We start from the raw sequence: 16410 nt of genomic DNA, 5'->3' as shown, positions 1-16410 counted from the left end.
GTAAGAGATAAATTTGGTAGCGAGCGCAGCGGCCAAATTATTACCTACTTAAATGGCATTGTGTGCTTTATTCCTGCGTTGGCGCCCATTTTAGGTGCTTGGTTAACGGTTAAGTTTGGCTGGGAAATGAACTTCTTATTTTTAACTGGGTTTGCATTAGTAGGCTTTATTGTAACGCTGTTCTTTTTTAGAGAAACACGACCAGCCGATAGCGTGTATCAGGGGCATATTCTCGACTTAAGACGCTTTATACCCATTATTTCTACGCCACTATTTTTATTTAATAGCTTACTTTGTATGGTCACAATGTCGGTTATTTTAGTATTTGTCACTTTAGCGCCAGGGTGGATCATTACTGAACTTGGCGGCAGCGTGGCTAACTTTACATTTTGGTTTTCACTTAATGCTGTTTTAAGCATTATTGCCAGCTTTGTTATGCCGCTATACATAAAGCGCCACCCCAAACGTGCTTTGAAAATAGGGTTACTCCTATTGGTTAGCTCTGGTTTATTGATGCTCGTGTTTAGCCAATATAAATCGGCACTCGCGTTAATGATCCCCATGTTTGTTGCTGCATTTGGCTTTGCACTTACCCTTGGCTCTGCAGCAGGAAGAGCATTAAGCCTCTTTCCTAAGCAAGCAGGAACAGCTTCAGCGCTGCTTGGTGCAATGCAAATGAGTGGAGCAAGTTTGCTGGTGTTCATTACTCAATTTTTACAATTATCGACCCCGATATTAATTGGCGTCCACTTTTTATTATTGGTGCCTTTTAGCTATTTGTTGTTTCGCAAAGCACAGTTTTCATAACCTACTTAACAAAAATTAATCATTAGTGGGTAAGTTACTTATATTTACCCACTGTTAACTGGGATCTGTTGACCTTTCAAAGTCAAATTTTCAGCAGCCTATGTAGTGTGGTTATTACCCATAAATTGGCGATAACGCAGCATTAATGCCAAACAAGCGTTGCCCAAGGGGGTCTTCCTAGAGGCTATCTACTCTTTGTTGCCTACATGGATGTAGGTAAGGGGCGTGAGTAGGATGCGGAAGCTTTACTCAGTAAAGCTTATTCTTACAAGGATGTAAGCCAGTTGAATAACGCAGGAACGGTTATCGACTGCCCACCAGGTTACAAACCTCATGCCGCGATTAAATAACCCCTAGTTTAAAAAACTTTAATCCGCAAAGATCAACAGACCCTAATAACCCAATCAATATTATTTCATTTTTATTAACAATCTACCATTGCAATCTAGGTACAACTCCTCTATCGTTAATTTAAGTTAACAAAGGGTTAACAATATAATTCTAGGATGTAAAAATGAAAAAAAATAAACTTGCCTTAGCATTAATTTTATCTGGTTTATGTGCTGCAGGTAATGCAAGTGCACAAAACGATCGTTTCATAATTCAAGTCGATAACAACAAAAAAGGTGTCGTAAAAGCGCTTACTAAAAAGCTCGGTGGTGATATAAAAGTTGACGGTAACGGGTTTATTGCCGCTGAATTTACCGGCCACGATTTAACAAGCTTAAAAGGTTTACTGAATAACCCTCACATAAACCTTATTGAAGAAGACCAAAAACGTGTTCCTTTATCATTATTTAATGATGACGCTGGCAACGCAATGCAACAACAAATTACACCGTATGCTGTTTATCAATCTCAAGCTGACCAGGTAACATTTGACGCTAATGCGGGTATGAAAGTATGTGTTATTGATTCTGGCTTGGACAGCTCAAACCCTGATTTTATTTGGGGAAACATCACAGGTGATAACGACAGCGGCACAGGTAACTGGTTCGATAATGGTGGGCCACATGGGACTCATGTTGCGGGTACCATAGGTGCAGCTGATAACAACTCAGGTGTTGTAGGTATGGCACCGGGTGTTGCTATGCACATAATAAAAGTATTTAACGAATCTGGCTGGGGTTATTCATCAGACCTAGCACAAGCTGCTAATTTATGTTCTCAGGCAGGTGCAAATATTATCAGCATGAGCTTAGGCGGCGGTGGCTCAAACAGCACTGAATCGAATGCTTTTGCTAACTTTACTAATTCTGGAGGCCTCGTAGTTGCTGCAGCCGGTAACGATGGCAACAACGTTCGTTCATACCCAGCTGGCTACCCATCAGTTATGATGGTGGGCGCAAATGATGCAGATAATCAAATTGCTGACTTTTCACAATTTCCGAGTTGCTCATCAGGTAAGGGCAGACGTGTTACAACTGACGAAACAGTATGTGTTGAAGTGACTGCGGGTGGTGTAGATACGCTTTCAACCTACCCTGCTGGCATGGCATCCGCTGCAAATATGTCTGCTGACGGCACACCATACGCATCATCTGCAATGGAAAATACTGGTCAAGCATCAGCATCTGCGTACTTTATGGGAACTGCGGAAAATATTGACAATGGTGCTGCTGGGAAAGTGTGTTTAATCGACCGTGGTGTAGTTTCTTTTTATGACAAAGTGGCCAATTGTGAAAATTCAGGTGGAATAGGCGCTGTTATCATTAACAACGAAGCGGGTATGCTTTACGCAACACTTGGCGATACTAACAATACAACAATCCCGGCTGTGGGTGCCGCATTTGAAGATCGCACTGCACTGCTTGGTAGTACAACTGTAACCATAGATATTGGCGCATCTGACTATGGGTTCATGAGTGGTACATCAATGGCAACGCCAGCGGTATCGGGTATTGCTGCACTTGTATGGTCAAACCATAGTGAATGTACAGGTACGGAGATTCGTGACGCTCTAAAAGCAACTGCACAAGATCAAGGCGCAACAGGTCGCGATGATTACTTTGGGTACGGCATTGTAAAAGCAGCCGACGCCGATGCCTATCTAATAGCCAATGGCTGTGCGGGTGGCGATAATGGTGGCGGTGGTACTGACCCAGAACCTGTGGGTGACATAACGCTTTCTGCATCAGGTTATAAATCAAAGGGCACTAAGTATGTTGACCTTAATTGGGCTGGTGCAACAACAAGCCAAGTGGATGTTTACCGTAACGGTAGCAAAGTAACAAGTACAGCTAATACTAATAGCTTCACTGATAGAATATCGACCAAAGGTGGCGGCACATACACTTACCAAGTATGTGAAGCACAAAGCACAATCGCGTGCTCTAACAACTCAACCGTTACTTTTTAATAAAAACGTAACCTACAAAAGCGGGCAAAAGCCCGCTTTTTATTTACTTAGTTGCTTGGTAAACTCACCCATCCTTTAGTAACCAGTTCTAATGATGATTAACCCCGATTTTCTTTTCTCATTTTTAATTGCTAGTTTTTTAATGGCAGTTGCTCCTGGCCCTTCGAATGCATTTTTAATGGCACAAACATTTGCAAATGGCCGCACCGCAGGTATGCAAAGTGCATTTGGTTTTGCATTAGGTGGTGTTGTGCATACCTTTTTTGCCGTAATAGGTTTAAGTGCTATTTTAAAAGCATCCCCTACGGCCTATAGTGCTGTTCAATATGCTGGTGCCGCTTATTTGTGTTATTTGGGCTTTATGATGATAAAAAGCACGACAGCTGCCACACAACCCCAAAGTGAAGATAAGCCACACATAAGCACAGCTAAAAAGTCTAATGTGATGTTTCAAGCCATGATGACCGAAGTGCTTAACCCCAAAGTCGCTTTATTTTTTATTGCTTTTATTCCACAGTTTGTAGACCCCAACTTATCATCAGCCACTTTTCAACTCGCATTTTTTGGCCTGCTATACCCTATTTTTGCTTTTCCAATAGACTGCACGTATATTTATTTTGGCGACAAAATCGCTCAGTTTTTTAGGCAGCATCCAAATAGTCAACTTTGGATTGATAGAGTAACGGGAATAATATTTATTGCCCTAGCTATTAATCTACTATTATAACTTTCCTAATTTTGCTAACAGTTGGTGTAACTATGAGCATTTAGGCACAAATAAAAAGAATTAATATGGAACAAAAAACACAATCGCTTCCTGCAAAAAAAAATATTGCCCTTGTTGCTCACGATGGCAAAAAAGCCGCGCTAAAGCGGTGGTGTGACAAACATAAAAGCACACTGAGTAAACACACCTTATATGGCACAGGTACAACGGGGCATTTAATTCAAAAAAGTACAGGGCTTGATGTTGTTCAGCTTTTGAGTGGCCCAATGGGTGGCGACCAGCAATTAGGCGCAAAAATAGCAGAACATGAAATTCATGTTTTAATATTTTTTTGGGACCCTTTAGCCTCACAGCCTCATGATCCTGATGTAAAAGCATTACTGCGTTTAGCCGCTGTTTGGAATATTCCCGTGGCGTGTAATGAGGTAAGTGCTGATATGCTACTAAGCTCTCCTTTAATGGACACCGAGCTTGAGCGCACTTTGCCAGATTACGAAAAATACCTCGCAACCCGACAAATAAGTCTATAAAGCCTTATAAGCTACTTATAAAGCATGCTGGCCCATTTAGTCAGGCCAGCAGTTACGCTACCAAAGTGGTCACCATTAACCATATTAATATTACCTAAGTGCTCGCTAAGTGCTGCTTTAATTAGTGGAGATTGCGCACTGCCCCCCGTTAAATAAATAACGTCTGGAGTTGTTTGCGCGTCACTTATTGCTTGTTTTGCCAACGTGACTATTTGGCTAATACTACTTTCTACAGCTAACGATAAGTCATGAACTGATAAACTTTTACTAAGTTCGGTATCTAAAAAGCGCAAGTCACAGTTAAAATCATTTGTTGACGATAGTGCTATTTTTGCGGCTTCACCTTGCTGAACAAGTTGATGTCCTTGCTTATTTTGCTGTAAATGAATTAAGCGCTTATAAAGCGCTGGTGCACTTACATCGCGTAATTGTGCATTAAGCTCTCGCGCCTGACTTTCACTGTAAAATTGGCTTTGTAAATTAACATCGTTAATTTTACAGGCTTGCCAAAACGGCTGATTTGGCAAGGGCAATCCTGATTTAAATGTACTACCCAGCCCCAATAAAGGCATTAAACCATGAAAGCTCAATGCAATATCTAAATCGTTTCCACCAACACGCTTACCACTGTGAGCTAAAAAGTCGTTATCACGCTGACTATTTCCTCTAAAACTGGGGCCCATTTGCACAAATGAACAGTCACTGGTGCCTCCACCAATATCTATAACCAACACTTTCTGATCGTGTGTTAAATCACTTTCATAGTCGATACCGGCTGCAAGCGGCTCATATAAAAAATCAACGTCTTTAAAACCAGCTCGTTTTGCTGCTCGCTCTAAAATACCAATAGCTTGCTGGTTAGACTGCTCACCACCCACCGCCTGAAAATTTACAGGGCGGCCAATAACAGTTTGAGTAAGTTCTTTTTCTAAAGATTGCTCTGCACGTTGTTTTATTTTTAAAATCATTGCCGTTGCAATGTCTTCAAAAAAGTTGATCTGCCCTTGCTTTAAACCGGTTGCGCCAAAAAACGATTTGGGTGACTTAACAAAGTACCCTTCTTCAGGGAATTGAACGTATTCACTAATTGCTTCTCGGCCAATAAATAAGGTCTCATCTGAAGGTTGTAAATCAAGGTCTGATTTAATTCGAGGTAATGAATTTAAGAGGGCTTGGCGCTGAGAATTAAAATCTTGCTCGTGTGCGGTGGCTTTTAAATGCTTAGCCACAAAATCAACTACCAAAGCACTATGATGCGTATAAAGTGTAGAAGGTAAGTAATGTTTGCCATGCTCTAAAGGCACTAACTGAACATTATTATCGTTCATTACACCCATAGCACAATTAGAACTACCGTAATCAAAACCTACAAACATATACCACCACACATTACCAAAAAGGCCGCGCAATTTAGCATACTTAAGATTACTTTTAAATTGCTATATGCTTTCTCTTACTCTCAAAAAACTAGCAAAGCGTGGAAGACCATTCTTAGTTAACCCGTGAAAACGATAGGTTACTGTGCTACCAATGGCCGGTGGGTTTTGCCGTTGGGCATCACTAAACCCTGTACCAATTGAAAACAACTGCCCAGAGGCTGACTTAACGCGCAGCGCACCAAGCATCCCCGTGTATTTACCTTTACCCGGCAAATGAGCAATAACAACCGCCTCAGCATCAAGGTAAGGCTTTAGCTTTAACAAAACACCACTTCGCCCACTTTTATGTTTTGCATCAGCTAGGTGCAGCATAACGCCTTCTGCACCCTGTGCCGTTATGCTATTGAAGTAATCAGAGAGCTGTTTGTTATCTTTAAATTGAACCTGCTTAACTGCTTGGATATGGGGCTGATTAATATGTATAACAAGTTGAGAGTAATTTTTATAACGCTCACTGAAAGGTAGGGTTTTATCTGGCATATCAAATATTTTGTAAGTGACAGTTTGCCAGTCTTGGTTATTTGGTATTTTAGTTCTTACTATACCGCTTAATGCAGCAAAATGTGCCCGTTCAGTCCAAAGCTCGCCGTCTAACCATATGTTAGGCAGTGATGCGCTAAACCAAGGTGGTGCATTAATCACATTACCTTTGCGAGTAACAAACTGTGTGCCGGTCCATATGGCTCTTACACCGTCAAATTTCTCGCTGACTAAGTAGGCGCTAATATCGTCGTGCTTTTCTTCATCATACACTTTGGCTAATAATACAGAAGGCTGAGAAGTATAAGCCGAGCAGCTAAACAAAATAACCGTAATTAATAACATCCATTTTAGAGCAATCATTAGCGCATCCAAGCTAGGTAATAGTGACTTAAACTATAGTTGAGATTGCACCCATTGCCAAAACTCCTCAAGGTTACCCATGCAATAGGTCGCTTTGCTAAAGTCATGCTCTTTGGTGTGGCTATTTGCAATAGCAACCACTCTTAAGCTCGCATTATTTGCAGCGCTTACGCCTGTAAACGTATCTTCTACAGCTATCGCATTTTCTGCCTTTATGTTTATTTGCTTTAAAGCGAGTAAATATGGGTCGCCTGCAGGTTTGGGGTTAATCACATCATCTTTGGTAACAACGCTATCAAACAGCTCATAAAACCCCAACCCTTTTAGAATTGGCATCGCTTCACTTGTTGCACTTCCTGTTACGAGTGCCATTTTTAAGCCGCTATTTTTAACCGCTTTTAATGTTTGCACCACAAAAGGCATAAGAGGCGGTAAATTCGTTTTTACGTATTCACCAAATAATCGGTATTTCTCTGCGGCTAAAAACTCAGCACCGACTGATAAGTTATTCTCACTTTTAATTTCAATTGCCGCTTCAAGTGTAGGGCGCCCTGAAAATCGCTGACAAAATTCATCTTCTAAATAACTTACTCCAAATGGCGCTAACAGTCTGCTCCAACATACAAAGTGCATTGCTTCTGAATCGACTAGCGTGCCATCCATATCAAATAAAACGGCCTGTAAACTCATGATTTCTCCTTAAATTATAGTGCTAAAAAAAGGTGCTTCAGCACCTTTTTTGTTATTACATGATTATTGCGTTAAACCAGCAGGCGGCTCACCAAAAGCCTCTTCACCAGTTTCAATATCAACTAACTCATAGCCACGCGCTTTACGAACCACCTTAAGTACAGGTTTTTCAAAAGCGGTTTTTAAGCGCGCCGAGTCATCTTTTAATTCATCAAGCGTTGTACCGAACGGTGCTGCACCTGTTTCAGACCAATTAGTTACTTTACCATTAAGGTTATATTCTACTTCGTGTATTTGATATTGCGCTGCTTCATCTTTTGTTGCTTCACAAAAAATTACACGGTAATTCCAAAATCCAGCCATTCTATTTCTCTATCAATAAACCAATTATGCGCTACTTTAACAGCTCTAAAAGGGATCACAAAATAAAAAGCCTGCACATGGCAGGCTTTTAAATGCATATTTCTAATCTATTTATTAGAAAAATTTAACTTTAAATTCAGCACCAACATAACGCTCTTCATTAACAATACCCGTGTTATTGTTAAAGTCGATTGCGCCTATTGCTTGTTGCTCATCAAATAAGTTACGAACAAAACCAGCAACTTCGTATTCGTAGTCACCTTGTGCCCATCTGTAACCTGCACGAAGACCAACTTCAGTTAAAGGCTTGCCTTCAAACTCTACAGATTCATATAAGAACATGTTGATTTTGCTGCGGTAAGAAATGTCACCATTTGCAAAGAAATCACCATCTTCAAGCTCTTTAGTGTAACGAAGTGTAAAGTTAGAAATCCACTCTGGTGCATGCGGTAAGCTGTTACCGTCTAAAATTGCACGAGCTTCAGGACCAAAAGGACCTGCAACTTGGAAAGTTGGATCTGTCACAGTACACTGGCCACACACAGCTACAGCTAGGTCATTATCTTTAAGCTCAGTTTTGTTATAGCTTAAGTTAAATGTTGCATTAAGCTCATCGCTTAATACCCACTCAGTGTCTAACTCAAAACCGTAGCCCGTCGTTTTATCTGCATTGATTAAGCGGTTAAAGTTTGCACCACCACCTACAGCAGTCAATTGCTGATCGCTCATTGTGTAGTAGAACACAGTTGCGTTTACGCGACCTTGTCCGTCTAACACGTCTGATTTAATACCTGTTTCAAATGAAGTTACGGTTTCAGAATCAGCTGTTGTTACTTCATCACCAAATAAAATACGACCTTGCAAGCTTGGTGCGCGGAATGTATTAGCTACGCGGCTGTACCAGTTTACGTCTTCGTTTACTTTGTAGTTTGCAGATAAATCCCAGCTTACATGGCTATCGCTAACATCTTGCTCGATAAATAAAGCACCACCGCCAACAGGGCTAAGTGTACGATCTGCAGAGAAATCTTTTTCATCATCAGAGTAACGAAGACCCGCTGTTACTTTTAAATCATCAGATACAACATAATCAACAGAGCCAAATACTGCCCATGCTGTTGTGTCTTGCTGCTGTTTTACATACCCGTTTAAGGCGCCAGCATTTGGTGATGAAAATGTGTCATAGCTAAAGTTTTCAATTGTTAGTTCTTCATCAAAGTAAAAAACGCCCACTTGATAATTTAAGTCGCCGTCAAAGTTACTTGATAAACGAAGTTCTTGAGTAATTTGATCTTGCTCAGGAATACCATCGGCACTTTCTGAAGGGAATGGAATAAAGCCAGGGCCCATGTAATCAGGAAGGAAAACAGCACCGTAACCACCGTCAATATCACCACGAGAGTAAATTTCAGCGCTTTCCCATGCAGAGATAGACGTTATAGTGTGGTTTTTAAGTTCCCACTCAAGTCTTAGGCTCATACCTTCAGATTCTACTTGTTGAGTAGAACGAGCACCGGCATCTTGGTAAACAACATCATGCTCGTAGTTATCAACCAATTCGTTAGAGCCAGATTCAATTACGTTTGCACGAAACGCAATAGGCGAACCATCTAAATCACGTGTGTGATAGTTTAAAAGCGCAGAAAAATCATCGCCTTCATATAAAAACTGAATACGTGCAGCTTTTTCAGTATAACCGCCCTGTTGATCTTTAGCTTCAAAATTAGGTGCTTGGTTATCAATGTAATCATCTTTATCTTGCCATAATAATGAAACGCGAGCAGATAAACGATCTGTTAGCGCACCACCTACAGCACCTTCAGTGTCTACTGCGCCACGGCTACCGTATGAAACCGCACCGTAACCGTCAAACTCTTGGCTAGGTTTAACTGAATCAAACTTAACAAGGCCTGCAGGCGTATTACGGCCAAATAAAGTACCTTGCGGACCACGTAATACTTCTACGCGCTCAATATCAAATACTGGAAAGCCTTTTAAAATCGCATTTTCTTGAACAACTTCATCAACAACTAACGATACAGGTTGAGACGCATTCAAATCGAAATCGGTGTTTCCTAAACCACGTACGTAAAAACGAGGGAAAGAACGGCCAAATGAAGATTCGATAGACAAGCTTGGAATTTTCGCATTCATAAAACGAATGTCCATACCCGCAGAGCTGTAGGCATCAAGGTTATCACCTTGCAATGCAGATACAGCTACAGGCACCTCTTGAGCATTTTCTACACGTTTACGTGCAGTAACTTGGATAACTTCTAGTTGATTACTTTTTTTAGCCGTTTCTTCTTCAGCAGCAAATGAAGAAACAGAAGTGCCAGCAGCAGAGAGTAGTGCGGCATTGATGATTGTCGCTATTGCAGATTTTTTAATTGCTTTCATGTCGGGTATTAACCTTTTGTATGCACTCTTGTTCAACGGTTTTTTGTGTTGCGCAATGTATTCATTGCGGGTTCGTACAATTTTTCGCGACTTGGCTATATGCGCGCGGACCTTATTATCGAGAGTACAAAAACGAAATAATGAGGCTGAACGAACGAGTGAGATTATACCACTGTGTGATAAATTTACTGCATAAAATCTTTGTAATTTTGAAACTTTTTTGCAACATTTAACCACAAGATAGCGGCTTTTTATTACTTTTTAGATGTAAAAACCCAATTATAAGGACATATGTCCTTATCAATAAAACTGCAAATAAAGTAGCAATTTTAAAGTTTTAACTTAAAAACCTAACTTAGGTACGCTTTTTGCTAGCGAAGAAAAAACCGCACAAGGCGGTTTTTTTCAATGTTTTATCATGTTCGCTTTATGGCTATTTCACCATCGATATGAATGTCTCGTTGAGGGAACGCAATCACCACATTATGTTGCTCAAATATGTCATACAGACTAAAGCGAATATCACTGCGCACAGTTCTAAGCATGGTTTCAGATTCAGCACATACCCAAAAAACAGCGTTAAAAACTAGCGAGCTATCGGCAAAGTCATCAAACAACACTGCCGATTTTGGTGTTTTTAAAATTGCGTCATGTTCATCTAACACCTGCTGAATGAGCTTTTTAACTAATACCACATCTGATCCATACGCCACCCCAACACTCACCGATGAACGTGCATTACCATCTATTAGCGTCCAGTTGGTTACTGTGTTCTCTAATAATTGACTGTTGGGTATTAGCATATGCACCCCGTCATTTCGACGTATACGCGTTGAACGAGTATTTATAGTTTCGACGACACCTTTGGCACTGCCTACTTCTAAAAAGTCACCTATTCGAATGGGGCGTTCCCACATTAATATCCAACCGCTTATAAAGTTATTAATTATATTTTGCGCACCAAACCCCACGCCTATTGCAATGGCGCCAGATACAAATGCAAAAGCCGTTAATGGGATGTTTAATACTTCCAGCGAGGTGAAAACTAAAATGGCGATACTTAAAATAAAATAAATACGCGTAAATAAATGAACAGCATCTTGGCTTATTTTTTTGGCAAGTAAGGTTCTTTTTATTAACTTACCAATGTGGGTTACCACAAACCACATTGCAATCAAAATAAGCGGCACCTGAATTATTTTTGCCACTGTAAGTTGGATGTCGTTGTAACTAAATACAACAAAAGAAAGGATTTCGTTTATTTGTTCTAAATTCATTTATTTTCCAATCAGGGAGTCTTTGACTTTATTATAAGGTGAATGTGTTTTAATTAACTAACCTTAGCACGCCACAATGCAATTTAACTGACTTTAAAAATTGCGTTTTGTTATTTTATAGCACTTATGACTCCAAAAAGGGCATCAAAATAAACAGCTCAAGCTACTTTTACCTACCTAATCTCCTATTTTTAGCTAATTTGCGTTTAAATCCAGCTTAATCTCGATAAACTTTATTGTATATAAATCAAAATTTGGTAAGTTAAGTGGGTTTTTCGACTCGAAAAGCCTATTCCGGCTAATCTTTCTATGGAGTTATTATGCGTAAAACCCTAATCGCCACTACAATTGCTAGTGCATTATTACTATCTGCCTGTTCAGAGAATAAATCAGAAACACAAACAATGGCAAAAGAAAGCGCAGCACAAGTGCAAGACGTGAACGCAAGCAATGTGTTATTCAAACCAAGTCCTTTACAATACATGGCACCTGAGTTTGATAAATTTGGTACTAAAGATTACGAAGCCGTATTTGATGCAGGTATTGCAGAGCATACAGCTCAAATACAAGCAATTGCTAATAACCCAGAGCCAGCAACATTCAAAAACACGTTAGTTGAAATGGAACTATCTGGAGAGTTATTGAACCGTGTATCAACGGCATTTTATAACTTATCGGGCTTAATCTCAGACGATGAATACCAGCGTATTAGTAAAAAAATGGCGCCTGTATTATCGGCTCACTCTGATGACATTTATTTAAACGGCGCTTTATTTGAGCGCGTTCAAACAATATACGACAACCAAGCAACACTAAGCGCTGAAGACCAACGCCTTGTTGATTTTTACTACAAGCAATTTGTAAAAGCCGGCGCTAAATTAAGCGACGAAGAAAAAGCAAAAATGCGTGAAATTAACGCACAGCTTGCTAACTTATCTACTGCGTTTTCGCAAAACGTTTTAAAATCGTTTAAAGAAGATGTCATTGTTGTTACTGACAAAGCTAAACTTGCTGGCCTTTCTGAAGGTGAAATTGCAGGCCTTGCCGCTGCAGCTAAAAAAGCAGGTAAAGATGGCTACATGATCACGCTTGTGAACACCACGCAACAGCCTATTTTATCAAGCCTTGAAAACCGCGAGTTACGTGAGCAAATTTTTACTGCATCAGCAAACCGTGCAGCACAAACAAATGGCCCTATCATCATTGAAGAAACTAACTTACGTGCACAAAAAGCAGAGCTCTTAGGCTACAAAGACTGGGCTTCGTATGTAATGACGTCGCGTATGGCGCAAACAACTGAAAATGTATATGGCATTTTAGATGACCTTGCCCCTAAAGCAGTTGAAAAAGCAAAAATTGAAGCCGCTGCTATTCAAAAAGTAATTAATGATTCGGGCGAAAGCTTCGAACTTAAACCTTGGGATTGGGCATTTTACGCTGAAAAAGTACGTGCTGAAAAATACGACCTAGACCCTGCGTTAGTTAAACCTTACTTTGAAATGAGCTCAGTAATTAACGATGGTTTATTCTTTGCGATGAATAAACTATACGGTATTACGTTCAAAGAACGTCAAGACTTACCGGTTTACCACGAAGATGTAACCGTTTACGAAGTATTCAACGCTGACGGCAGTGCAATTGGTTTATTTTACATGGACCCATACGCACGTGAAGGCAAGCGTGGCGGCGCATGGATGAGTGCATACGTAAGCCAAAGCGGCTTAAAAGGCACTAAACCGGTTATTTATAACGCGCAAAATATTCCAAAACCTGCTGAAGGCGAGCCAACGCTTATGACCTTTGACGAAGTGTCGACTATGTTCCATGAATTTGGTCATGCGGCTCACGGTTTATTCTCAGATGTTAAATACCCAAGCCTTGCTGGTACTGCAACGGCGCGTGACTTTGTTGAATTTCCATCTCAAGCACATGAAGATTGGATGATTGAACCTAGCGTACTTGCTAATTACGCTAAGCATTACAAAACCGGTGAGCCAATTCCACAAGCATTACTTGATAAAGTATTAGCATCGCAAAAATTCAACCAAGGTTTTGGTACGACTGAATATTTAGCGGCTGCTTTACTGGATATGGAATGGCATTCATTTGGTTCAGATAAAAAAATCAATGATGTTCAAGAGTTTGAAAACGCAGCACTAAAAGCTCACGGCATTGATTACTACCCTGTACCACCGCGTTATAAATCAAACTACTTTAGCCATACTTTTGCTGGCGGTTACTCTGCGGGTTACTACGCCTACCTTTGGACTGAAGTATTTGCAGCCGATGCGTTTGCACATATGGAAAACAACGGCGGTTTAACACGTGAAAACGGTGATAACTTCCGTAAAGAAATCCTATCAAAAGGTAATAGCCGCGACTTAATGCAAAGCTACATTGAGTTTAGAGGTCAAAAACCAACAACCGACGCACTACTTAAGCGCCGTGGTTTAGTAGAATAATAACTTAACTTATTATTTTTAATATAAAAGCCCGCTTGCGGGCTTTTATTGTTTATACCTTTATTTATAACAGATAAACTTAGCCAATTAGTTATTACAAAATGATGGTTATGGGCTATTTATTTACAGTGACCCTACTTTGGGCATTTTCGTTTAGTTTAATTGGCGTATATTTAGCTGGGCAGGTTGATGCATGGTTTAGCGTATTAATACGTGTTGCGCTAGCCACATTGGTATTTTTACCTTTTATTAAACGCCTTCCTCCCGCCACCGCAATCAAGCTTATGTTAATAGGCGCTATGCAACTTGGTGTTATGTACAGTTTTTATTACCACTCATTTTTGTTTTTAAGCGTCCCTGAAGTATTGCTTTTTACCGTAATGACGCCGCTCTATATCACTTTATTGAACGACGCCCTTAACAAACAGTTTAATCCGCAATTTTTTATTGTCGCTTTAATTGCCGTATTGGGTGCTGTCGCAATTCGTTATGAAAATCTCGACAATAACTTTTGGTTAGGGCTGTTGCTTGTGCAAGGAGCTAATTTAAGTTTTGCCACTGGTCAAGTCACTTACAAACGACTAATGCAAGGCAAGCAGCTTGACGGCAAAGCGGCATTTAGCTGGTTTTTTATTGGTGCGCTTATTATTGCCGGCTTATGTTACGCTTTATTTGGTAATCCAAGTAAGTTACCAAGCACGAATACACAATGGGGAATTTTAATTTATTTAGGAATTGTGGCCTCAGGCCTAGGTTATTTTTTATGGAATAAAGGCGCAACGCTTGTCAATGTTGGGGCGTTGGCAGTTATGAATAACTTACTTATTCCAGCCGGTATTATTGTTAATATTATTATTTGGAATAGAGATGCCGATATTTTTAGGCTAAGTGTTGGTGCTGCAATAATGCTTTTAGCTTTAGTGGTTAATCAAATAATGGCGAAAAAATAAGTTCACTTTCCTGTCGTTTAAATGTCATTAAGTGTGACTAAGGTAGTGCAACTTTTATTTTTTAAGGATAAACAATGAAACGCATTACCTTATCTGCCAGCTGCCTTCTATTTGTTGCACTTGTTGGCTGTGACGACGAAGTTAAAGTAGTCGAAAAAGACGTGGTAGTAACGAACACACACGTTGAAATTGTAGAAGTGCCGACCCCAGTGGTTGTAGAAGTTGCACAAGGAAGCAATATTCAACTAGGTACACGCCCAGATTATTTAATAAACGACATGGCGCCAAGCGAACTAAAAACACAATTAGCCTCTTGCCAAGATGGCCCATTTTATACGACAGACTTTTCAATTGGGCATCGTGGTGCGCCAATGCAATACCCTGAACATACTAAAGAGTCTTACGTTGCAGCAGCGCGTATGGGGGCAGGTATAGTAGAGTGCGATGTAACGTTTACAAACGATAAAGAACTCGTATGCAGGCACTCACAATGTGACTTACATACCACCACCAATATTTTAGCAATTCCAGAACTTGCTGCAAAATGCAGTGTGCCATTTACCCCTGCCAATCCAAATACTGGGGTTTCTGCTTCAGCAAAATGCTGTACAAGCGATATTAGCCTGAGCGAATTTTTAACCCTTGAAGGAAAGATGGATGGCGCCAACACAAACGCCACCACGGTAACTGAATACCTCAACGGCACCCCAAATTGGCGCACCGATTTATACGCAACAACAGGTACGCTTTTAACCCATAAGCAAAGTATTGAATTATTTAAAGCACTGGATGTAAAAATGACCCCAGAGCTTAAGTCGCCTCAAGTTAGTATGCCTTTTGATGGTATGAGCCAAGAACAATATGCACAAAAAATGTTGGATGAATACACGCAATTAGATGTACCAGCAAATCAGGTTTATCCACAATCATTTAACTTAAACGATGTAAAATATTGGATTAACACCAACCCTGAATTTGCAGAACAAAGTGTTTACTTAGATGGCCGCGATAGCGAAGCAGGGTTTGATCCGAGCAATCCAGCAACATGGCAACCAAGCATGGCCGAGCTGGTTGCTGACGACGTTAAAATACTCGCGCCTCCCATTTGGATGATGTTAACTATCGATAACGATAATAATATAGTTCCTTCACAATACGCCATTGAAGCAAAAGCAGCAGGTTTGAAGCTCATCGCGTGGAGCCTTGAGCGCTCAGGGCCGCTAAATGAAGGCGGTGGTTATTATTATCAATCAATTGCTGACGTAATCAATAACGATGGCGATATGATGACAGTCGTGGATGTTTTAGCAAAGCAAGTAGGCGTTATTGGTATATTTTCTGATTGGCCGGCCACGGTAAGTTACTACGCAAGCTGTAATAAAATGCCAGCCAGTATTTAAAAAACGCATTTCAGCGGTCGTTTATTCTGCTGCGCTCAGTTACCATAAAGAGAGAATCTAAACCTTTTTAACTGAGCGCTTTTATGATCATCCAACACCATAATGCTGATTTACCAACACCAACAGGCCTAATGCGAACCACAGTGTATCGCCCACAAGCCGA

13 protein-coding genes and 1 pseudogene are annotated in these 16410 nt (G+C 40.4%); 8 read left to right on the top strand and 6 right to left on the bottom strand.

Annotation, left to right across the window (positions count from 1 at the left end):
• The 4 genes from ATS71_RS12130 to ATS71_RS12115 all read left to right on the top strand — a co-directional run.
• Positions 1–807, top strand: an 807-nt coding sequence (locus tag ATS71_RS12130) for an MFS transporter (RefSeq protein WP_235591479.1), incomplete at its 5' end; no start/stop codon positions are given.
• A 514-nt stretch (positions 808–1321) separates the two neighbouring features.
• Positions 1322–3166, top strand: coding sequence for a S8 family serine peptidase (locus ATS71_RS12125; RefSeq protein ID WP_058405056.1), 1845 nt, complete (start codon positions 1322–1324; stop codon positions 3164–3166).
• Positions 3167–3260: 94 nt separating this feature from the next.
• A complete protein-coding gene (locus ATS71_RS12120) occupies positions 3261–3893 on the top strand; it encodes a LysE family translocator (protein WP_058405105.1) in 633 nt (210 codons plus the stop codon).
• 65 nt (positions 3894–3958) lie between these two features.
• Entirely contained in the window at positions 3959–4423 is a 465-nt protein-coding gene (locus tag ATS71_RS12115) for a methylglyoxal synthase (protein WP_058405055.1), read from the top strand.
• Positions 4424–4434: 11 nt separating this feature from the next.
• On the opposite strand, the gene yegD is transcribed toward ATS71_RS12115, so the two are convergent.
• The 6 genes from yegD to ATS71_RS12085 all read right to left on the bottom strand — a co-directional run bounded on the left by yegD (position 4435) and on the right by ATS71_RS12085 (position 11435).
• On the bottom strand, positions 4435–5799 hold the full coding sequence (gene yegD / locus ATS71_RS12110) for a molecular chaperone (protein ID WP_058405104.1): 1365 nt from the start codon (positions 5797–5799) through the stop codon (positions 4435–4437).
• Positions 5800–5862: 63 nt separating this feature from the next.
• Positions 5863–6705, bottom strand: a complete 843-nt coding sequence (locus ATS71_RS12105; RefSeq protein WP_058405054.1) for a DNA ligase — start codon at positions 6703–6705, stop codon at positions 5863–5865.
• 33 nt (positions 6706–6738) lie between these two features.
• Positions 6739–7395, bottom strand: a complete 657-nt coding sequence (locus ATS71_RS12100) for an HAD family hydrolase (RefSeq protein ID WP_058405053.1) — start codon at positions 7393–7395, stop codon at positions 6739–6741.
• Between the two features lie 63 nt (positions 7396–7458).
• Positions 7459–7758, bottom strand: coding sequence for a hypothetical protein (locus tag ATS71_RS12095; RefSeq protein ID WP_058405052.1), 300 nt, complete (start codon positions 7756–7758; stop codon positions 7459–7461).
• A 114-nt stretch (positions 7759–7872) separates the two neighbouring features.
• Positions 7873–10158, bottom strand: a complete 2286-nt coding sequence (locus ATS71_RS12090) for a TonB-dependent receptor (protein WP_058405051.1) — start codon at positions 10156–10158, stop codon at positions 7873–7875.
• Between the two features lie 416 nt (positions 10159–10574).
• A complete protein-coding gene (locus ATS71_RS12085) occupies positions 10575–11435 on the bottom strand; it encodes a mechanosensitive ion channel family protein (protein ID WP_058405050.1) in 861 nt (286 codons plus the stop codon).
• A 320-nt stretch (positions 11436–11755) separates the two neighbouring features.
• Here ATS71_RS12085 and ATS71_RS12080 point away from each other — a divergent pair, with 320 nt between their 5' ends.
• The 4 genes and pseudogenes from ATS71_RS12080 to ATS71_RS18590 form a co-directional block, all read left to right on the top strand.
• Positions 11756–13897, top strand: coding sequence for a M3 family metallopeptidase (locus ATS71_RS12080; RefSeq protein ID WP_058405049.1), 2142 nt, complete (start codon positions 11756–11758; stop codon positions 13895–13897).
• Between the two features lie 110 nt (positions 13898–14007).
• A complete protein-coding gene (locus ATS71_RS12075; RefSeq protein ID WP_201020873.1) occupies positions 14008–14847 on the top strand; it encodes a carboxylate/amino acid/amine transporter in 840 nt (279 codons plus the stop codon).
• A 74-nt stretch (positions 14848–14921) separates the two neighbouring features.
• Positions 14922–16247 (top strand): glycerophosphodiester phosphodiesterase family protein, encoded by a 1326-nt coding sequence (locus tag ATS71_RS12070; RefSeq protein ID WP_058405047.1) that lies wholly within the window; start codon positions 14922–14924, stop codon positions 16245–16247.
• 83 nt (positions 16248–16330) lie between these two features.
• Positions 16331–16410 (top strand): annotated as a pseudogene (locus ATS71_RS18590) (dienelactone hydrolase family protein); the annotation flags it as partial.

The organism is Pseudoalteromonas sp. H71 (genome assembly GCF_001468485.1).
GTDB lineage: Bacteria > Pseudomonadota > Gammaproteobacteria > Enterobacterales > Alteromonadaceae > Pseudoalteromonas.
Note: the sequence above shows the minus strand (reverse complement) of the source record. Positions and strands in the feature narration are given on the sequence as shown.